Here is a 19,642-nt window from a genome sequence, read left to right on the forward strand (position 1 = left end):
CCACCCTCACTCACCGCGGTTTCGCCACGTTCCTCGCCGGACGGCGCCGGCGGACCTGCCCTGCGCGACACGCGCCATGGGCACGCCCGCGACCGCCGTTCCCGAGGAGGGCCCAGCCATCATGGCCGTTGTCACCGTGCGTAATCCCGGCACCGGGGAAGTGCTGGGGGAGGTGCCCGCGACCGATGCGGCACAGGTCGCCGCGACCGTCGAGCGCGCCCGGCAAGGTCAGCGGGCGATGGCCGCCACACCGGCCCACGAGCGCGCCGGCCTGCTGCTCCGCGTCGCCGACGGGATCGAGGCCGAGCGGGAGGACCTCGCCCGGCTGCTCGCCGCCGAGAACGGCAAACCGATTCAGCAGACGCGCGGTGAGGTCGAGGCCGCCGTGCGGATCTTCCGCGGCACCGCGGGCGAGGCGACCAGGCTCTTCGGCCGGCAGATCCCGCTCGACGCGGTGCCGGGCCTGGAGCACCACCTGGCCGTCACCGTGCGCGAGCCGCTCGGTGTCGTCGCCGCGCTCGTGCCGTTCAACTACCCCGTCGAGCTGTACGCGCACAAGGCCGCCGCCGCGCTCGCCGCCGGCAACGCGGTCGTCGTGCAACCCCCGGCCCGCTGCCCGCTGAGCCTGCTGCGGATCGCCGAGATGGTCCACCGGGCCGCACCGGACAACGCCCACCAGGTCGTCGTGGGCGGTGCCGAGGTGAGTCAGCAGCTCGCCGAGCTGCCCGGGATCGCCGCGGTGACCCTGACGGGCAGCACCGCCGCCGGACGGGAGATCGCCCGCCGCGCCGCCGGCACCCTGAAGAAGGTCCTCCTGGAGCTCGGCGGCAACGACGCGCTGATCGTCTGCGCCGACGCGGACATCGAGGAGGCCGCCCGCGCCGTCGTCCTCGGCCGGCTCGCCCGCGGCAACGGGCAGATCTGCTGCGCGGTGAAGCGGGTGTACGTCCAGGCCGGCGTCCACGACGACTTCGTCGACGCCCTTGTCGCGCAGACCGCGAAGCTGACCGTCGGCGACCAGCTCCTGGAGTCCACCGACGTCGGCCCGCTCATCGCCGAGGAGGCCGCCGGACGGGTCCTGGATGCTGTGCGCACCCTCGTCGCCGACGGCGCGAGGCTCGTCGCCGGCGGGATCCGCAAGCGGGCGTTCATGGACCCGACGGTCCTCGTCGACGTGCCCACGACCAGCCCCGCGTTCGCCGAGGAGATCTTCGGGCCGGTGGCGCCCGTCGCCCGCTTCGACGACCCGGACGAGGCGGTCCGGCTCGCCAACGACTCGCCGTACGGGCTGCACGCCGCAGTCTTCACCCGCGACATCTCCCGGGCCCTGAGCATCGCCCGGCGGCTCGACGTCGGCGGCGTCGTCGTCAACGGCTCCACCGCGCTGCGCGCCGAGAACCTGCCGTTCGGCGGCACCAAGGACACCGGCGGACACCGGGAGGGCATCCACGACACCGTCCTGGACCTCACCAGGCAGAAGACGGTCGTCGTCATGGACGCCTTCCGATGACGCTGCGGCTGCGCGACGTCCACAAGTCCTACGCCGGCGTCGAGGTCCTGCACGGCGTGACGCTGCACGGCGAGCCCGGCGAGGTCCTCGCCATCGTGGGCGCCAACGGCGCGGGCAAGTCGACCCTCATCAAGATTCTCTCCGGTGTGGCACCGATGAGCTCCGGCACCCTCTCCTGGGACGGCGACGAGCTCGGACTCCGCACGCCGCACGACGCCCACGCGCACGGCATCCGGACGGTGCACCAGGAGCTGTCGCTGGTGCCGGAGCTGTCGGTCACGGAAAACCTCCTGATGGGCAACTTCCCGCGGCGGCTCGGCCTGATCGACTGGCCGGCCGCGCACCGGCGGGCCGCGCAGCTGCTGCACGAGGCCGGCTTCGGCATGATCGACCCGCGGGTGAAGGCGGCCAGGCTGTCGGTCGCCCGGCAGCAGATGGTCGAGATCGCCAAGGCGCTCGTCAGCGAGCCGCGCGTGCTCGTGCTCGACGAACCGTCCGCCGTCCTCGCCGGTGCCGACCTCGACGCGCTGTTCGCGCTGATCCGGCGGCTGCGGAGCCGTGGGGTGCTGGTGGTGTACGTGTCGCACCGCCTCGCCGAGGTCCTGGAGCTCGCCGACCGGATCGCCGTGATCAAGGACGGCCGGGTCGTCGCGACCACCACGCCCGGCGAGACCGGCGAGGGCGCCCTGATCCGGCTCATGGCGGGCCGGGCCCTCGACCGGATCTACCCGGACCGCAGGCCCGGGCCGGGGGAGCCGCTGCTGCGCGTCGACGGGCTCGGCCGGACGGGGGAGTTCGACGGCGTGACCCTCACCCTGCGGGCCGGCGAGATCGTCGGACTGTTCGGCCTGGTCGGATCGGGCCGCACCGAGTTCGCCGCGTGCGTGTTCGGGGCGACCAGGGCCACGACCGGCACGGCGTTCCGCAGCCCGCGGCACGCGATCCGGGCCGGGGTGGCGATGGTGACCGAGGACCGGGCGGGCAGCGGACTGGTGCTCGGCATGACGGTGCGGGACAACATCGGCCTCACCACCTGGCGGTCCACCGCCCGGGGGCCGTTCCTCGACCGCACCCGGCAGCGGGCCTCCGTGAGCGCCATGATCGAGCGGCTCGGCATCCGCCCCGACCACTGCGCGGGCATGCCGGTCGCCCACCTGAGCGGCGGCAACCAGCAGAAGGTCGTCCTCGCCAAATGGCTGCTCACCGGACCGCGGGTGCTGATCCTCGACGAGCCGACCCGCGGCGTCGACATGGCCACCCGCGTCGACATCTACCGCATGATCGACCGTCTCGCCCGCGACGGGCTCGCCGTGCTGCTGATCTCCTCCGACCTGACCGAGGTCCTCGGCGCCACCGACCGGGTCCTCGTCATGCGGCAGGGCCGGCTCGCCGGCGAGCTCCCGTCCGCCGGCGCCACCGAGGAACAGGTCCTGGAAAGGGCGATCGCATGACCACCCTCGCCGTCCGGATCAAAGGCCGGGACGTGACCGTGGAGATCGCGTTCACGCTGCTGATCGCGGCACTGATCGTCGTGGCCGCCACCACGTCGGAGAGCTTCCTGACCGCCACCAACATCACCAACCTGCTCAAGCAGATGGTCACCACGGGGCTGCTCGCCTTCGGCATGCTCGTGGTGATCCTCACCGGCGGGATCGACCTGTCCGTCGGGTCGGTCGTCGCGTTCGCCGGGATCGTCACCGCAGGCCTCGTCCATGGCAGTGGCTCCGGCCTGCCGATCCCCGTCGCGATGCTCGTCGGCGTCGCGGGCGGCGTCGCGTTCGGCGCGGTCAACGGCGTCCTCGTCGCCCGGTTCGGGCTCGCGCCGTTCGTCGTCACCCTCGCGTCGCTCACGACGGTCCGCGGGCTCGCGTTCGTCTACTCGGAGGTGCCGATCGCACCGGCCGACCCCGGCTTCCTCACGCTGGGCTCGGCCATGATCGGCCCCTTCCCCCTGATCACGCTGATCATGCTGGCCGTCTTCGGGATCGGCGGCGTGTTCCTGGCCCGGACGCCACCCGGGCGCTCGATCATCGCCATCGGCGGCAACGCCGAGACGGTCCGCCTCGCGGGCATCGACGTGCGTCGGCACCTCGTGCTCGCCTACTGCATCAGCGGCTTCTGTGCCGGACTCGCCGGAATCATCCTCACCAGCAGAGTCGGCATCGCACAACCCAGCGTCGGGGTCGCTTTCGAGCTCGACGCGATCGCGGCCTGCGTCATCGGCGGCGCGAGCTTGTCCGGCGGCCGGGGTTCGGCGAAGGGTGCCTTCGGCGGGGTGCTCGTCCTGGTCCTGATCAACAACCTGCTCAACCTGTACGGCGTGCAGTCGTTCTGGCAGCAGGTGCTCAAGGGACTGATCATCATCGCGGTCATCCTCGTCCAACGGTCGAGGCTGCCGCGCTCCGTTGCGAAGGGACGCGCATGAGAAGAGCTTTATCCCTGCTGCTGGTGGTGGCGCTCGGGCTGGCCGGCTGCGGCGAGGACAAACCCGGCGACAAGGACGGCTACACCGTCGGTGTGGCGAACTTCCTGCTCAGCGGGCCGTACTTCAGCGGCATGGACGCCGCCGTCGCCGCGCAGGCCAAGGCCAAGGGCAACGTGAAGATCATCAGTACCGACGCCGGGGGCGACGCCGCCAAGCTCGCCGCCAACGTCGAGGACCTGCTGAGCAGGAACGTCGACGCGATCATCATCTCCGGCGGCCCCCTCGAATCCGCGCCGGCCGCCCTGAACGCGATCAAGGCCGCGAACAAGCCCGTGATCCTGGTCGACCGGAAGTTCGCCACCGGCGAGTACACCAGCTGGATCGGACCGGACAACGAGGCCATCGGCAAGCAGGACGGCGAGTTCCTGGCCGCCCGGGTCAAGGGCAAGGTCGCGATCATCAAGGGCGGCCCCGCCGACAACTCGATCGGTCTCGCCCGCACCAACGGGGTGAAGTCGGTCCTCGGTACCAAGGCGGACATCACCCTGATCGAGGCCCCCGACTTCGGCAACTGGGGCTCCGACGGCGGGCTGACCGTGATGGAGGGGCTGCTCGCCAAGCATCCCGACCTCGTCGCCGTCTTCTGCGAGAACGACGCCATGTGCCTCGGCGCGCAGCGGGCGATCGCGGCGGCCGGCAAGACCGGCCAGATCGTGCTCGCCGGCGTCGACGGGCAGGCCGAGGCGCTCAAGGCAATCCTCGACGGCACCAACTACGTCGTCACCGGCCTGAACAGCCCGAACGTGATCGGCAAGCTCGCCCTGGACCGCACCGTCGAGGTCCTCGGCGGGGCCAAGGTCGAGAAGGACACCGTCGTCCCGTCGCCGCAGATCACCAAGGACAACGCGTCCCAATACCTCTAGGAGCTCGCTGTGAGACGACTACTCGTAGCGGTGTTGCTGACCGGATCGGCCGTCGCGATCCCCGCCTCGGCCGCCGCCGCGGCACCCACCTGGCGCCTGCTCTACTCCGAGAATTTCGCCCAGCCGATCAACACCGGCAACGCGCCGTGGGTCCGCGAGACCTACGCCAACCCGTTCGACACCATCACCGACGACGCCGGACAGTGGTACCGCAACGACTACGGCCCGGCGTGGACGACGCAGTTCAACTCGTTCGACACCTACCGCAAGGAGTTCCCCGTCGGGCAGAACGGCTGGCTCACCGCCTCCCTGTCCGCCCGCGACTTCAACAAGGACGGCGTCCTGGAGGCGCCGCCGTCGATCACCACGGCGACGGTCGGCGGGTCGGGCGCGGCCGTCATCAACGTGCCCGAGAGCACCGGCGGCGCCATCTTCCGCCCGACCCAGGCGCTGCCGGACCAGTACCGCGTCGAGTACAAGCTCAAGACGATCGACTTCGGCGGTAAGCGCAACGGCACCATCAACTACGGCGGCCGGGTCAACGGCTACTCCACCGCGGGCTGCAAGACCCAGCACCCGTGGGGCGAGGGCTCCAACAGCCCCGGCTGGAGCGGCGACGCGTCCGTGCCCTACTGCCAGTGGCAGGACGTGCGGGCCGGCAACTACGGGTACAACGGCTTCCATTTCATGTCCATCGTGGACTTCGCGAACCCGGCACCCCGCAACAACCACTTCTGGCACTACCACCGCAAGGTGCTGATGGACTCCTTCAGCCAGCACCCCGACCGGGTCGGCTCCGGCACCGGCGGCCGGGTCTGCAACGCCGCCACGAACAGCTACTACAACTACCGCGACGGCAACTTCAACACCGTCAACATGTGGCTGTCCGGCATGCCGAACTGGAACCCCGGCCCCGGCGGCCTGCCCGGCAACTCCCAGTGGTTCATGACCAGCTGCTCCGGCGGCGCCGCCGAGAACCAGCTGTCCAGCGCCGCCGAGCTGCAGCCGGAGCTGATGCCGGGCGAGTACTACACGTTCGCGATCGAGCGCGACGCGACCGGCTACACCCTGGAGGCGAGCGGCAACTTCGCCCGCTCCGGGCAGCGGACGCTGCGCTTCCACCGCGACTTCGTGGTCAACAACGTGCCGATCTGGCACTACAACACCACCGCCGCCGGCTACAACGGCCAGTTCAACGGCAACCTGGTGCAGAACGACGACTTCGGCAGCACCACCTGGCCGAACCAGTGGCCGTCCGGCTCCGCCTACCCGGACTCGTTCGTCATCGGCGACCTGTACACCAACGTCTACGAGGGCTCGGCCAGCCTCACCGACATCAAGCTCTTCGTGCCGGACACGGGCGCACCGAATCTGGCGTTGAACAAGGCCGCGACCGCTTCCTCGCAGTGCGCGGCGTCCGAGGCGCCCGCCAAGGCGGTCAACGGCAGCTGGACGGGCGGCCTCGCCGACAAGTGGTGCGCCCTCGGCGCGAACCAGTGGCTGCGGGTCGACCTCGGCGCCAACCAGCAGGTCGGCAAGGTCGTCCTGCGGCACGCGGGGGCGGGCGGCGAGAAGACCAGCTGGAACACGAAGGACTTCGACGTGCAGACCAGCCTCGACGGCACCACCTGGACGACGGTCGCCCAGGTCAGAGGTAACACGGCGAGCACGACGACGCACACCTTCACGCCGCGCTCCGCCCGGCATGTCCGACTGAACGTCATCGCACCGACCAGCGACACGGACACGGCCGCCCGGATCTTCGAGCTGGAGGCCTACGCGAGCTGAGTTCGACCTTGGAGACTTTGTCCGGTCAGAGTGAGTCTTCAGAGTGAGACAAAGTCTCCAAGGTCAACTGGCCGGCGTCAGCTCAGCTTGAGCGACGCCACCTCGCCGAGGGTCTTGTCGGGCTTGGTGCCCTCGACGGTCACGTGCGCGGAGCGGCCGTCGAGCAGGAGCACGCCGACCGCGTTGCCGAAGTAGGGATCGGCGGTCTTGGCCCAGCGGACCGGCGGCTTCGGCAGGCCCACGGCGCGCGCGAGGGAGCGCATGAGGCGAGCGGCGGGCGGGTTCCAGCCGAACTTCATCGCCGGGCGGATGTACCTCGGCATGTCGTTGTGGACCGGCGAGCAGGTCAGCTGGTGCACGGGGCTGACCACGTCCGGCCCGAGGACGGCGCGGGCGGCGTAGGAGTGGTGCACGTCACCGGAGAGCACACTGATCGACGCCGGCGGCGGTGAGACGCCGCCCCGGCCCGCGCCGATCTCGCTGAGCAGCGCGGTGAGCGAGTCGAACGAGCGCCTGAACGCCGCCCAGTGCTCCAGGTCGACCGCCTGGCGGAGCTTCTCGCCGAACTTCGACACCCAGTCGCGGGGCGACTCGGCGATCCGCTCGGTCGCGGCCTCCAGGTGGTGGATCGCCGGCGGCAGCAGCCACGGCAGCGAGGAGCCGATCAGCAGGTGGTCGTAGTCGCCGGGGATCTGCTCGGTGAGCCACTGCCACTCCGACTCCGCGAGCATCGCCCGGTGGCCGCGGGCCAGCACGCGGGCGGCGCGGTTGTCGACGACGACGAGGCGGGTGCGGTCGATGTCGATCGCGTAGCTCCACCGGTAGCCGGTGGGTTCGTGGTCGGCGCGCGTACCGAACGCGTCGAGGACCTCGGTCGCGTCGCCGTCCGCCCCGACGACGGCGGCGTAGACCGGGTCGTCGGCCAGCGCGCTCGGCGCGATGTTGCCCAGGTGCTGGTAGACCCAGTAGGAGGAGAGGCCGGCCTGGATGCGCTGCTCCCACCAGGACAGCCCGGCCATCTGCGTGCGCCAGCGGTCGGAGGTGTTCCAGTCGTCGATGATCTCGTGGTCGTCGAAGATCATCACGCTGGGCACGGTGGACAGCAGCCAGCGGATCTCCGGGTCGCCCCACGAGTCGAGATACAGCTTCGTGTACTCGTGGAAGTCCACCACCTGCTTCTTCGGCGCGTCGGCGCGGCGCTTGCGGCGGCGGAGCCACTTCTGGATCTTCTCGGGGGTCTCGTCGGCATACACCTGGTCGCCGAGCAGCACCAGCATGTCGGGCCACTCGGTCGGCGCGGCGGCGTTGATCGACTCGATGAGCCGGCCCGCGTAGGCGTCCAGCGCGTCCGGTGGGAAGCGGGTCACGCTCAGCGGGCTCGACTCGCGGCACGATCCGAAGATCAGCCGGACGGGCGCGCCGCCGGGCCTGGTGCGGATCGCCGACGGCGGGGAGGTGGAGTCCGGCGGCGGCCAGACCTCGCTCCCGTCGATCCTCACCGTGTACGACGTGACCGCGTCCAGCGGCAGTCCATCCACGACGACCAGGGCGTAGTGGTGCCCGTGGACGGTGAACGTGCGGGCGGAGCCGCCGGCTGGGGCGGCGTCGACCTCGACGGTCCCCGGGTGCGACGTCTCCACCCAGATGGTCGCGCGGTCGCCTTCGACCCGGCGGAGGACAGGGCCGAGCAGCAGAGGGCCACGGTCCTCGTCGAGCGTGTAGGACCGGTCGTCGTCCGGCATGTCATGGACCTCCAGGACGGGTAGGGGGCACTGAAGATGATCCTGCGTGGGCGGACCTGGCGCCACTGCGGGCCCCGCCGCGCGTCGTCTGGGAGGATTCCTGCCATGGAGTCGTACATCGTCTTCGGCCTGGTGCTGCTCGTCGTGGTGATCGGGGCGACCCTCGCGCTGGTAGCGCCCCGTTTCCGCAAGCCACCGACCCTTCCGCCGGCACAGAAGCCGACCGTCGCCCCTCCCGCCGAGAAGGTCCCGCCGCCACCGGCGAAGAAGACCGTCCCGCCGCCGGTGAAGCCGGCGCCCCCGCCCGTGGTGGAGGCGCCGCCGCCGGTCGTGCCGACGCCGACCGTGGAAGCGCCGCCGGTGGTCGAGGCTCCACCGGTCGAGACGCCGGAGCCGACCGCCGGGCGCCTGGTGCGGCTTCGGGCCCGGCTGTCGCGCTCGCAGAACGTGTTCGGCAAGGGACTGCTCGCCCTGCTGTCGCGCGACAAGCTCGACGACGACACCTGGGACGAGATCGAGGAGACCCTCATCGGCGCCGACGTCGGCGTCGCCGCGACCACCGAGATCGTCGGCAAGCTGCGCGAGCGGGCCCGCGTGCACGGCACCGCGACCGCCTCCGAGCTGCGTGGCATGCTCACCGACGAGCTCGTCGCCGCGCTGCAGCCGGAGATGGACCGCACCCTGGCCGCGACCCGGCGCGCCGGCCGCCCGTCGGTGCTGCTGATCGTCGGCGTCAACGGCGCCGGCAAGACCACCACCTGCGGCAAGATCGCGCGGGTACTGATCGCCGACGGCCACACGGTCCTGATGGGAGCGGCCGACACCTTCCGCGCCGCCGCCGCCGAGCAGCTCACGACCTGGGGCAGCCGGGTGGGCGCGGAGGTGGTCCGCGGCCCCGAGGGGGCGGATCCGGCGTCGGTGGCGTTCGACGCGGTCAAACGGGGTATCGATGCCGGTGTGGACACCGTGCTCATCGACACCGCCGGCCGGTTGCAGAACAAGGTCGGCCTGATGGACGAGCTGGGCAAGGTCAAGCGGGTCGTCGAGAAGCACGGGCCGGTCGACGAGACCCTGCTGATCCTCGACGCCACCACCGGGCAGAACGGCCTGGAACAGGCGCGGGTCTTCACCGAGGTGGTCGACGTCACGGGCGTGGTGCTCACCAAGCTCGACGGCACGGCCAAGGGCGGGATCGTCATCGCCGTCCAGCGGAAACTGGGCATCCCGGTGAAGCTGGTCGGCCTCGGCGAGGGCCCGGACGACCTGGCGCCCTTCGATGCCCGGCAGTTCGTCGACGCACTCGTTGGCACGGACGCGTAACCTCGGACGGAAAGCTTGGCAGGGCGAGACTCGACCGGGACATGAGGGACTACACGTGACGCAGCAGGAGATCCCCCTCCACGGCGGAAACACGTCCGTCGTGGTGCGCTCGGGAGACACCGTGCGCCGCAACGCCGGCCCCTGGACGCCGGCGGTGCATGCACTGCTGCGGCACCTGGAGTATGTCGGGTTCACGGGCGCGCCGCGGGCGTTCGGCATCGACGAGCGGGGCCGCGAGGTCCTGTCATACCTGGAGGGCGAGTCGGGCGGCTATCCGCTCGCCCCGCACTGGGTGACGGACGAGGCGATGGTCACCGTGGCGACGATGCTGCGGATGTTCCACGACGCGCAGGCCGGGTTCCGCCCGCCGCCCAACGCGGTGTGGCGCTCCTTCGGCCCGCCGCCGCCGGACACCGAGGTGATCTGCCACCACGACGCGGCGCCGCACAACGTGATCTGGCGGCCCGACGGGACGCTGTCGCTGATCGACTTCGACCTCGCCTCGCCGGGCGCCAGGATCTACGACGTGGCGTATGCCGCCTGGACCTGGGTGCCGCTCTTCTCCGACCGTGACTCCTACACGCTCGGCTGGAAGCGGCCGAACCGGCCGCGGCGGCTGCGCATGTTCGCCGACGCGTATGGGCTGACCCCGCGCGACCGGCACCGTCTCGTGCGGGTCATCCGGAAACGGATCGTCGATCACATCGAGGGAATTCGACGGATGGCGGCCGCCGGCGACCCCGCTTTCGTGCGGATCGTGCACAAAGGTCATCTCCGTCGTCCGGTCCGTGACCTGCGGCTCATCGACTATGAACGGCACACGCTCGAATACGCCCTTCGATAGGGCCCCACCAGTAAGTGAGCAGTTCTTCACACGCTGGAAACATGACGTGACGACTGAGAAACCGCTCAGCGCCGGTGCGCGAAACGTGAGCCCTGAAAGCTCTCGCGCAACCGGCTGACGGGCGACGCTGCCTCGGAGGCCGGAGGGAGGATCCGACTAATAGGAGGCCGGCGTGCCGGAACCGACGCCTTTTAACGGCAGTAATACCGCATGGTTGCTGATCTCCACGGCACTCGTGCTGCTCATGACGCCGGGTCTGGCACTGTTCTACGGTGGCCTGAACCGCTCCAAGGGCGTCCTCAACATGATGATGATGAGCTTCTCGTCCATCGGGCTCATCAGCGTCATGTGGCTGTTCTACGGCTTCAGCATGTCCTTCGGTGAGGACACCGCCGGTGGTCTCATGGGCAAGCTGAGCAGCTTCCCCGGGACCAAGACGTTCCTCGCCGAGACCGACCTCTGGGGCACCACGGGTATCCCGGTCTACGTCTTCATGACCTTCCAGATGACCTTCGCCGTCATCACCGTCGCGCTGATCAGCGGTGCCATCTCCGACCGGGCCAAGTTCGCCGGCTGGCTGCTGTTCGCCTTCGGCTGGGCCACCCTGGTCTACTTCCCGGTCGCCCACAACGTGTGGGGCGGCGGCTGGATCTTCCAGCAGTTCCACCCGCTCGACTTCGCCGGTGGCACCGCGGTGCACATCAACGCCGGTGCGGCAGCCCTCGGTGTGGCGCTGGTCCTCGGCAAGCGCATCGGCTGGCCGCGCGAGAGCATGAAGCCGCACAACGTGCCGTTCGTCGCGCTCGGCGCCGGTCTGCTCTGGTTCGGCTGGTTCGGCTTCAACGCCGGCTCCGAGCTGACCGTCGACGGCGTCACGGGCCTGGCGTTCATCAACACCCAGGTCGCGACCGCCGCCGCGGTGCTCGGCTGGGTGCTCGTCGAGTGGATCCGTGACCGGAAGCCGACCCTGGTCGGTGCCTCGTCCGGGGCCATCGCCGGCCTGGTCGCCATCACCCCCGCCTGTGGCTTCATCGACCCGTGGGCCGCGGTCCTGCTCGGCCTCGTCGCCGGTGTCGTCTGCGCCCTCGCGGTGAGCCTCAAGTACCGCTTCGGCTTCGACGACTCGCTCGACGTCGTCGGCGTGCACTTCGTCGGTGGCTGGATCGGCACCCTGTGGCTCGGCTTCTTCGCCAACACCAAGGCCAACAGCGCGATCGAGTCGGCCGTCGGGGCCCAGGACGGCCTGTTCTTCGGTGGCGGAGCCACCCAGCTCGGCCGCCAGGCCGCCGCTGCGGCTATCGTCACGGTCTGGTCGTTCGTGATCGCCTTCGGCCTCGCGTGGATCATCAACAAGACGGTCGGGTTCCGGGTCAGCACCGACGCTGAGGTCGAGGGCATCGACATCACGGAGCACGCCGAAAGTGGTTACGACCTGCACAACCCCGGCGGTGGCGGTGGCGGCTCGACCGGCGCCTTCGCCCTGGCCGGGATCGGTGGAAGTGCATCAGCACCGGCGGCGCAAGCCCCGGCGTCGGAATCAGTTGCCGGTTAGCGTCGAGGGATGACGGAGGGAATGGGCATGAAGCTGGTGACCGCGGTCATCAAGCCGTATCAGCTCGACGCGGTGAAAGAGGCCCTGCACGCGCTTGGCGTGGCCGGCCTGACCGTGAGCGAGGTCCAGGGATACGGACGTCAGAAGGGCCACACCGAGGTCTACCGCGGTGCGGAGTACACGGTGGAGTTCGTCCCGAAGATCCGCGTCGAGATCGTCACCGACGAGCTGGACTTCGAGAAGGTCGTGGACGCCATCGTCACCGCCGCCCGCACCGGCAAGATCGGTGACGGCAAGGTCTGGGTCACCTCGGTCGACGAGGTCATCCGGGTCCGCACCGGCGAGCGCGGCCTCGACGCGCTGTAGCCGATACATGACACAACCGCCGGCGCCCGCCCCGATCCTTTCCACCGGGGCGGGCGCCGCCGCGCGCGCCGCACGCTCGGCCGCGCTCGACTCCTGGCTCGCCTCGGTGTTCGCCGCGGCCGGCGGTTCCTCCGAGGGGCTCGCCCTGGTCGCCGTCGGCGGGCTCGGCCGCGGCGAGTGCGCCCCGCGCAGCGACCTCGACCTGGTCCTGCTGCATGCCCCTGCCGTCGACGCCGATGAGCTCGGCAGCCGGATCTGGTATCAGATCTGGGACGCCAAGTTCGCGCTCGACCACTCCACCCGCACCCCGTCGCAGGCGCTCGCCCTGGCCCAGGAGGACCTGAAGGTCGCGCTCGGCCTGCTCGACGCCCGGCTCGTCGCCGGCGACGCCGGCCTGCTCGCCCGCCTGCACACCGACGCGGTCGCGCAGTGGCGGCGCGAGGCCCGGCACCTGCTGCCCGCGCTGCGGAAGCTCACCGAGGCCCGCTGGGACGCCCATGGCGAGCTCGCCTTCCTGCTCGAAGGCGACGTCAAGGAGTCCCGCGGCGGCCTGCGCGACTTCGGCGTGCTGCGCGGCATCGGCTTCGCCGGTGTCGCCGACGGCCCCCGGCCGCCGGTCCGCGGCGCCCACCGCACCCTGCTCGACGTCCGCGACGCGCTGCACGCCGTGCGCGGGCGCCGGGTCGACCGGCTCCTCGCGCAGGACCGCGACGAGGTCGCCGAGCTGCTCGACCTCGGCGACCGCGACGAGGTGCTGCGGCGCATCGCCGAGGCCGCCCGCACCATCGCCTACGCCAGCGACGACGCCTGGCGCGCGGTCGAGCGCTGGTCCGCGCCCGCCACCCGCGGCCACACCGAGCGCAGGCCCCTCGCCCGGGACGTCGTCGAGCAGCACGGTGAGGTCGTCCTCGCGCGGGCCGCCGTGACCCCGCGCCCCGACCCGGCGCTGGGGCTGCGGGTCGCCGCCGCCGCGGCCCGCGCCGAGCTGCCGATCGCGCACGCCACCCTGGAGTGGCTCGGCGGGTTCGCCGCGCCGATGCCGCAGCCGTGGCCGGCGCCGGCCCGCGACGCCCTGCTCACGCTGCTCGGCAGCGGCCCGTCGATGATCTCGATCTGGGAGGCGTGCGACCGCTACGGGCTCGTCGTGAACTGGCTGCCCGAATGGGCCAGGGTCCGCAGCCTGCCGCAGCACAGCCCGGTGCACCTGTTCACCGTCGACCGGCACCTGGTCGAGACGGCCCGCCACGCGGCGAAGCTGTCCCGCGACGTCGACCGCCCGGACCTGCTGGTGCTCTGCGGGCTGCTGCACGACGTCGGCAAGGGCCTGCCCGGCGACCACAGCATCGTCGGCGCGCCGATCGCCGCCGACATCGCCTCCCGGCTCGGCCTGCCGGACGCCGACGTCGACCGGGTCGAGAAGGTCGTCCGGCTGCACCTGCTGCTGCCGGACACCGCGACCCGCCGCGACCTGAGCGACCCGCGGACCATCGCCACCGTCGCCGGTGCCGTCGGGGACGCCTCCACCCTCGCCGTGCTGCACGCGCTCACCCGCGCCGACGCCGCCGCGACCGGACCCGGCGCCTGGTCGGACTGGAAGGGCCGGCTCATCGGCGAGCTCGTCCGCCACGTCGAGCGGGCCCTGGACACCGGCGTGGTCGCGCCGCCGCCGTCGCCCGCCGCGGCGCTGCCGGAGCCGGACCGGCTGCCCGCGGTCCTCATCGGGACCGACGCCGTGTCGGTGACCGCGCAGGACCGGCGCGGGCTGCTGGCCGCGGTCGCCGGGTGCCTGTCGCTGCACCGCCTCGACGTGGTCACCGCCGACACGGTCAGCTCCGGCGGGCTGGCCAGGATGGTCTGCGCGGTGCAGCCGAGGTACGGCGGCGACCTCGACCGCGAGGCGATCGCCAGCGACCTGCGGCGCGCCGTGCTGGGCGAGCTGCCGGTCGCCGAGCGGCTCGCCGCCCGGGAGCGGTCCGCCAGGCAGCGCAACACCGTGCCGCCGCGGGTCGTGTGGCAACCGTCGAGCGCCGCGACCGCGGCCACCGTCCTGGAACTGCGCGCCTCCGACACCCCTGGCCTGCTCTTCCGGGTGGCGCGGGCGCTGGAGGACGTGGGCGCCGACGTGCGTTCCGCCCGGATCTCCACCCTCGGCGGCCAGGTCGTCGACGCCTTCTACCTGGCCGGGGAGCTGTCCGACGACGACCGTGCCCGGGTCGAGGACGCCGTGCTGCGGGCGGCGACGCCCGCCTAGACGATCGGGCGTCGGTTACCCTTTGCAGCAGCGCCTACCTCGAGGACGGATTCGTCGTGTTTGACACCCTGAGTGACCGGCTCTCCGGCATCTTCTCGAAGCTGAAGAGCAAGGGCAGGCTCACCGACGCCGACGTCGACGCCACCGCCCGGGAGATCCGCCTCGCCCTGCTCGAGGCCGACGTCGCGCTGCCGGTGGTGAAGGACTTCATCGCCCGGCTCAAGGAGCGCGCCCGCGGCGCCGAGGTGTCCAAGGCCCTCAACCCGGCCCAGCAGGTCATCAAGATCGTGCACGAGGAGCTGGTCGCGACGCTCGGCGGCGAGGCCCGCCGGCTGCAGTTCGCCAAGACCGCGCCGACCGTGATCATGCTCGCCGGCCTCCAGGGCTCCGGCAAGACCACCCTGGCCGGCAAGCTCGCCCGCTGGCTCAAGGCGCAGGGCCACCAGCCGCTGCTCGTCGCCTGTGACCTCCAGCGCCCCAACGCCGTCAACCAGCTGCAGGTCCTCGGCGGCCGGGCCGGCGTCGAGGTCTACGCGCCGCAGCCCGGCAACGGCGTCGGTGACCCCGTCAGCGTCGCCCGCGAGTCGATCGAGCACGCCCGCCGCCAGATGCGCGACATCGTCATCGTCGACACCGCCGGCCGCCTCGGCATCGACGCCGAGATGATGCAGCAGGCCGCCGACATCCGCGACGCCGTCGACCCCGACGAGGTCATCTTCGTCATCGACGCCATGGTCGGCCAGGACGCAGTCACCACCGCGCAGGCCTTCCGCGACGGCGTCGGCATCACCGGCGTGGTCCTGTCCAAGCTCGACGGCGACGCCCGCGGTGGCGCCGCGCTCTCCGTCCGCCACGTCACCGGTCAGCCGATCATGTTCGCCTCCACCGGTGAGAAGCTCGAGGACTTCGACGTCTTCCACCCCGACCGGATGGCCTCGCGCATCCTCGGCATGGGTGACGTGCTCACCCTCATCGAGCAGGCCGAGCTGGCGTTCGAGGACGACCAGAAGGAGCGGATGGCCGCCAAGCTCATGGGCGGCGAGACGTTCACCCTCGAGGACTTCCTCGAGCAGCTGCAGGCCGTGCGGCGGATGGGCCCGATCGCCAACGTGCTGGCGATGATGCCCGGCATGGGGCAGATGAAGGACCAGATCGCCGAGATCGACGACAAGCACTTCGACAAGGTCACCGCGATCATCCGCTCGATGACCCCGGGCGAGCGCACCAACCCCAAGGTCCTCAACGCGTCCCGCCGGGTCCGCATCGCCAACGGCTCCGGCGTCACCGTCACCGACGTCAACCAGCTGCTCAACCGCTTCGCCGACGCGCAGAAGATGATGAAGCAGATGGGCGGCATGATGGGCCTGCCCGGCGGCCGCCGCAAGGCCACCAAGTCGCCGAAGAACAAGCGCAAGGGCGGCAAGAGCGGCGGCGGCTCCCGTCAGCCCAGGCTCGGCGGCGGCATGCCGCAGCTGCCTGCGGGCTTCGACCCGGCGTCGATGGACCCCAACGCGGCGGGCCTGCCGACCGGCTTCAAGCTGCCGAAGCTCGACTTCTCGAAGCTGCAGAAGCGTGACGGACAGTCCTGAGGCGTTGCACGTCTCATCCGGAGGCAACGGCGGCTTGACCGGTGATCCCGAGGTCCTGCACGTCCGGGGCGTCCTGCTCCCGGACGACACGCAGACCGACATCTGGCTGGTCGGCGACCGGGTGACGCTGTCGCCCGTGGCGGGCGCCGTGACCGTCGCCGACGGTGGGTTCGTCCTGCCGGGGCTGGTCGACGCGCACTGCCACCTGGGCATCGCGTCCGGCGGAGTGCCGGCGGACGGTGTCGGGGCGGCCCGCGCCCTCGCCGTCGTAGACCGCGACGCGGGCGTGCTGGCGATCCGTGACGCCGGTTCGCCCATTCCGTACGCGAGCCTCGACGACGATCCGGAGGTGCCGCGGCTGGCCAGGGCGGGCCGGCACGTCGCGCCGCCCAGGCGCTACCTGCGCGACATCGGGGTCGAGGTCGGCGCCGAGTCCCTGGCCGAGGAGGTCACCCGGCAGGCCGGGCTCGGCAACGGCTGGGTGAAGCTCGTCGGCGACTGGATCGACCGGGGCGTCGGCGACCTCGCGCCCGCCTGGGACCTCGACGCGATGGCCGGCGCGATCGCCGCCGCACACGCCGCCGGCGCCCGTGTGGCGGTCCACACGTTCGCCGAGGAGTCCGTGGCGGCGCTGGTCCGCGCCGGGGTCGACTCCGTCGAGCACGGCACCGGCCTGTCGCTCGACGACGTCGACGAGATGGCCCGCCGCCGCACCGCCATGGTCCCCACGATGATCAACATCGCGACGTTCGGCGGGATCGCCGCCTCCGCGGAGGCCAGGTTCCCGGGCTACGCGCGACACATGCTCGCGCTGCGGGACCGCTTCCCGTCGGTGGTGCGGGCCGCGCACGAGGCCGGTGTGCCGATCTACGTCGGCAGCGACGCCGGCGGCGGCATCGCGCACGGGCTCGCGGCCCAGGAGATGCTGCTGCTGCACCGCGAGGCCGGCATGCCGGCGCTGGACGTGCTGCGGGCCGGCTCCTGGGGCGCCCGCGAGTGGCTCGGCTTCCCCGGGCTCGTCGAGGGCGGCCTCGCCGACCTGGTGGTCTACGACGGCGACCCCCGCGCGGACCTGACCGAGCTGCTCCGGCCGCGGCGGATCGTCCTCAAGGGCCGGGTCCGCCTGTGAGCGCGGGGTGACGCTGAGCCCCGGACGGGCGGTCCTGCACCGGCACTTCGCCCGTGACACGCTCGTCTGGGCGCCGCTGACCAGGGTCGTCGCCGACGACGAGCTCGGCCTCCGCCTGTGGATGGCGACCGGCAGCCCGCTCATCCGCGAGGTCACCACCGACGGCCGGGGGCCCCGCGACATGCCGTTCGCGGAGTGGATCCGCGAGCCGAAGAAGATCATCCAGGATGTGTACCGGGGACCCAGCACCCTGAAGTTCAACCCGCGCGGCGCCGCGTACTCGGTGTGGTGGCTGTTCGACCCGGCCGGCCGCTTCCGGGCCTGGTACGTCAACCTGGAGGAGCCGTCGGTCACCTGGGACGACGGAGCCGTCGCCGGCGTCGACCTGACCGACCAGGACCTGGACATCTGGGTCTGGCCGGACCGGCGCTGGGACTGGAAGGACGAGGACGAGCTCAACGAGCGCCTGGCCTTCCCCGAGCACTACTGGGTCGGCGACCCCGAAGCGGTGTGGGAGCAGGGACGGCGGGTCGTGCCGGCGATCGAGGCCGGCGCGTGGCCGTTCGACGGCACCTGGACCGGCTTCCGGCCGCCGGCGGACTGGAGCGTCCCGCCGCCCGTCACCGAGGGCTGGGACCGACCGAGGGAGCGTCGTTGAGCGTCAGGTTCACGCCCGGGCAGGTCATCATGCACCGCAACGTGCGGCTGGGCCGGTTCGGCTGGATCCGCCCGGCCAGGGTCGTCTCCGACGACGACCGCGGGCTGCTGCTGTGGATCGCGCGGGGCACGCCGGTGGTCAACGAGGTGTCCGGCGACGGCTTCGGCATGCGCACGATGCCGTTCGCCGAGTTCGTGACGCGGGGCACGGCGCTCAAGCACGGCACCTGGAACGGTCCCGGCGTGCTCAAGCTGCACCGGCCCGGCGACCCGTCGCACTCGGTCTGGTGGTTCCACGACGACGAGGGGCGTTTCGCCAGCTGGTACGTCAATCTGGAGCGCCCGGCGGTGCGCTGGAGCGACGAGGGCGGCACGGCGGGCCTCGACGTCACCGACTGGGACCTCGACATCGTGGTGACCCCGGACCGGACCTGGCGCTGGAAGGATGAGGAGGAGTTCCTGGAGCGCCTCGCCCTGCCGGAGCACTACTGGGTCCCGGACGAGGCGTTCGTACGAGCCGAGGGTGAGCGCGTCGTGAAGGAGATCGAAGCGGGGCAGTTCCCGTTCGACGGCACCTGGACCGATTTCACCCCACCGGCGCACTGGACGATTCCGGCGCTTGCGCAAGGCTGGGACCGGCCACCCGTCCGATGACCCGGTCCGTTTTTGCGGTCGGTAGTGGGTCTGGCACAATGGATGGCTGGTATCAGGTTTCGCGTCGAGCCCTCTAACCCGGCGTCGGGTCCTTTCCATCAGAGCAGCCGAAGGCGCCAATCCCCACGGTGTCCGGACGTTCGCTCGGCTTCCACACAGATCCAGGAGCGAGCAAACAAAGTGGCCGTCAAGATCCGGCTCCTGCGGATGGGCAAGATCCGCAACCCGCAGTACCGCATCGTCATCGCCGACTCGCGCACCAAGCGTGACGGTCGGGCGATCGAGTTCGTCGGGCTCTACCACCCGAAGGAGGACCCCTCGCGCATCGAGGTCAACTCCGAGCGCGTCCAGCACTGGCTGTCGGTCGGCGCGCAGCCGAGCGAGGCCGTGCAGGCGATCCTCTCCAAGACCGGTGACTGGCAGAAGTTCAAGGGTCTGCCCGCGCCGACCGAGCCGCTGAAGGTCAAGGCCGCCGCGCCGGACCGCCGCGCCACCTATGAGGCCGAGGCGCAGGTCGCCGCCGGCCTCGCCGAGGCGCCGAAGGCGAAGAAGGCCGAGCCGAAGAAGAAGTCCGAGGCTCCGGCGGCCGAGGCCCCGGCCGAGGCCCCGGCCGCGCAGGCTGAGGAGCAGACCGGTGCCGGCGCCGGCACGGAGGCCTGACGTGTTGCGCCCCGCACTGGAGCACCTGGTCAAGGGCATCGTCGACAATCCCGACGATGTCCGCGTCCGCATGGTCGACTCCCGTCGCGGCCAGCGCCTCGAGGTCCGGGTCAACCCGGAGGACCTCGGCACGGTGATCGGTCGCGGTGGTCGCACCGCGAAGGCGCTGCGCCAGGTGATCACGTCGATCGGTGGTCGCGGCGTCCGCGTCGAGATCGTCGACGCGTACTGA

The 19,642-nt window shown here is 71.5% G+C and carries 17 protein-coding genes; 16 read left to right on the forward strand and 1 reads right to left on the reverse strand.

The annotated features are described in order from the left end of the window. Positions 1-121 precede the first annotated feature (121 nt). From ABZS58_RS21945 to ABZS58_RS21965, 5 genes are read left to right on the forward strand one after another with little or no spacing between them, the layout of a single operon-like run. Complete coding sequence (locus ABZS58_RS21945) at positions 122-1,510, forward strand: aldehyde dehydrogenase family protein (protein ID WP_354784177.1); 1,389 nt, start codon at positions 122-124, stop codon at positions 1,508-1,510. Continuing rightward, complete coding sequence (locus ABZS58_RS21950) at positions 1,507-2,961, forward strand: sugar ABC transporter ATP-binding protein (RefSeq protein WP_354784179.1); 1,455 nt, start codon at positions 1,507-1,509, stop codon at positions 2,959-2,961. Before ABZS58_RS21945 ends, ABZS58_RS21950 begins: the two co-directional genes overlap by 4 nt. After that, positions 2,958-3,935, forward strand: a complete 978-nt coding sequence (locus ABZS58_RS21955; protein WP_354784181.1) for an ABC transporter permease — start codon at positions 2,958-2,960, stop codon at positions 3,933-3,935. The genes ABZS58_RS21950 and ABZS58_RS21955 overlap by 4 nt, the downstream gene beginning before the upstream one ends. Then, positions 3,932-4,858 carry a substrate-binding domain-containing protein gene (locus ABZS58_RS21960; RefSeq protein WP_354784183.1) on the forward strand — a complete coding sequence of 309 codons (927 nt, stop codon included), beginning with the start codon at positions 3,932-3,934 and terminating at the stop codon, positions 4,856-4,858. The genes ABZS58_RS21955 and ABZS58_RS21960 overlap by 4 nt, the downstream gene beginning before the upstream one ends. A 9-nt stretch (positions 4,859-4,867) precedes the next feature. Next, positions 4,868-6,646, forward strand: coding sequence for a discoidin domain-containing protein (locus ABZS58_RS21965; RefSeq protein WP_354784184.1), 1,779 nt, complete (start codon positions 4,868-4,870; stop codon positions 6,644-6,646). A 77-nt stretch (positions 6,647-6,723) separates the two neighbouring features. On the opposite strand, the gene ABZS58_RS21970 is transcribed toward ABZS58_RS21965, so the two are convergent. Next, positions 6,724-8,388 carry an alkaline phosphatase D family protein gene (locus tag ABZS58_RS21970; RefSeq protein ID WP_354784186.1) on the reverse strand — a complete coding sequence of 555 codons (1,665 nt, stop codon included), beginning with the start codon at positions 8,386-8,388 and terminating at the stop codon, positions 6,724-6,726. Positions 8,389-8,493: 105 nt separating this feature from the next. On the opposite strand from ABZS58_RS21970, the gene ftsY reads away from it, so the two are divergent. The 11 genes from ftsY to ABZS58_RS22025 all read left to right on the forward strand — a co-directional run bounded on the left by ftsY (position 8,494) and on the right by ABZS58_RS22025 (position 19,642). After that, positions 8,494-9,708, forward strand: a complete 1,215-nt coding sequence (gene ftsY, locus ABZS58_RS21975) for a signal recognition particle-docking protein FtsY (protein ID WP_354784188.1) — start codon at positions 8,494-8,496, stop codon at positions 9,706-9,708. A gap of 55 nt (positions 9,709-9,763) precedes the next feature. After that, the gene (locus ABZS58_RS21980) at positions 9,764-10,552 is read left to right on the forward strand and encodes an aminoglycoside phosphotransferase family protein (RefSeq protein WP_033357818.1); all 789 of its coding nucleotides are present in this window, start codon (positions 9,764-9,766) and stop codon (positions 10,550-10,552) included. A gap of 172 nt (positions 10,553-10,724) precedes the next feature. Next, positions 10,725-12,104: an ammonium transporter gene (locus ABZS58_RS21985; RefSeq protein WP_354784191.1), complete on the forward strand. Its 1,380-nt coding sequence runs from the start codon at positions 10,725-10,727 to the stop codon at positions 12,102-12,104. A gap of 27 nt (positions 12,105-12,131) precedes the next feature. Then, complete coding sequence (locus ABZS58_RS21990; RefSeq protein ID WP_033358035.1) at positions 12,132-12,470, forward strand: P-II family nitrogen regulator; 339 nt, start codon at positions 12,132-12,134, stop codon at positions 12,468-12,470. Between the two features lie 7 nt (positions 12,471-12,477). Continuing rightward, entirely contained in the window at positions 12,478-14,721 is a 2,244-nt protein-coding gene (locus tag ABZS58_RS21995; RefSeq protein WP_354784193.1) for a [protein-PII] uridylyltransferase, read from the forward strand. Positions 14,722-14,777: 56 nt separating this feature from the next. Then, positions 14,778-16,310, forward strand: coding sequence for a signal recognition particle protein (ffh, locus tag ABZS58_RS22000; protein WP_354784195.1), 1,533 nt, complete (start codon positions 14,778-14,780; stop codon positions 16,308-16,310). Positions 16,311-16,344: 34 nt separating this feature from the next. Beyond that, on the forward strand, positions 16,345-17,439 hold the full coding sequence (locus ABZS58_RS22005; protein ID WP_354784265.1) for an amidohydrolase family protein: 1,095 nt from the start codon (positions 16,345-16,347) through the stop codon (positions 17,437-17,439). A gap of 7 nt (positions 17,440-17,446) precedes the next feature. Further along, positions 17,447-18,097, forward strand: a complete 651-nt coding sequence (locus ABZS58_RS22010; protein WP_354784197.1) for a DUF402 domain-containing protein — start codon at positions 17,447-17,449, stop codon at positions 18,095-18,097. A gap of 29 nt (positions 18,098-18,126) precedes the next feature. After that, positions 18,127-18,750, forward strand: coding sequence for a DUF402 domain-containing protein (locus tag ABZS58_RS22015; protein ID WP_354784267.1), 624 nt, complete (start codon positions 18,127-18,129; stop codon positions 18,748-18,750). 180 nt (positions 18,751-18,930) lie between these two features. Next, a complete protein-coding gene (gene rpsP, locus ABZS58_RS22020; RefSeq protein ID WP_354784199.1) occupies positions 18,931-19,410 on the forward strand; it encodes a 30S ribosomal protein S16 in 480 nt (159 codons plus the stop codon). After that, a complete protein-coding gene (locus tag ABZS58_RS22025) occupies positions 19,385-19,642 on the forward strand; it encodes an RNA-binding protein (protein ID WP_033357826.1) in 258 nt (85 codons plus the stop codon). Before rpsP ends, ABZS58_RS22025 begins: the two co-directional genes overlap by 26 nt.

Origin of the sequence: Dactylosporangium sp. NPDC005555 (assembly GCF_040605635.1) — a bacterium.
Lineage (GTDB): Bacteria > Actinomycetota > Actinomycetes > Mycobacteriales > Micromonosporaceae > Dactylosporangium.

What these genes read in the sequence shown, in the direction of transcription:
- ABZS58_RS21945 (WP_354784177.1), top strand. Translation starts at nt 122, where the DNA reads ATGGCCGTTGTCACCGTGCGTAATCCCGGCACCGGGGAAGTGCTGGGG.
- ABZS58_RS21950 (WP_354784179.1), top strand. Translation starts at nt 1,507, where the DNA reads ATGACGCTGCGGCTGCGCGACGTCCACAAGTCCTACGCCGGCGTCGAG.
- ABZS58_RS21955 (WP_354784181.1), top strand. Translation starts at nt 2,958, where the DNA reads ATGACCACCCTCGCCGTCCGGATCAAAGGCCGGGACGTGACCGTGGAG.
- ABZS58_RS21960 (WP_354784183.1), top strand. Translation starts at nt 3,932, where the DNA reads ATGAGAAGAGCTTTATCCCTGCTGCTGGTGGTGGCGCTCGGGCTGGCC.
- ABZS58_RS21970 (WP_354784186.1), bottom strand. Translation starts at nt 8,388, where the DNA reads ATGCCGGACGACGACCGGTCCTACACGCTCGACGAGGACCGTGGCCCT.
- ftsY (WP_354784188.1), top strand. Translation starts at nt 8,494, where the DNA reads ATGGAGTCGTACATCGTCTTCGGCCTGGTGCTGCTCGTCGTGGTGATC.
- ABZS58_RS21990 (WP_033358035.1), top strand. Translation starts at nt 12,132, where the DNA reads ATGAAGCTGGTGACCGCGGTCATCAAGCCGTATCAGCTCGACGCGGTG.
- ABZS58_RS21995 (WP_354784193.1), top strand. Translation starts at nt 12,478, where the DNA reads ATGACACAACCGCCGGCGCCCGCCCCGATCCTTTCCACCGGGGCGGGC.
- ABZS58_RS22015 (WP_354784267.1), top strand. Translation starts at nt 18,127, where the DNA reads ATGCACCGCAACGTGCGGCTGGGCCGGTTCGGCTGGATCCGCCCGGCC.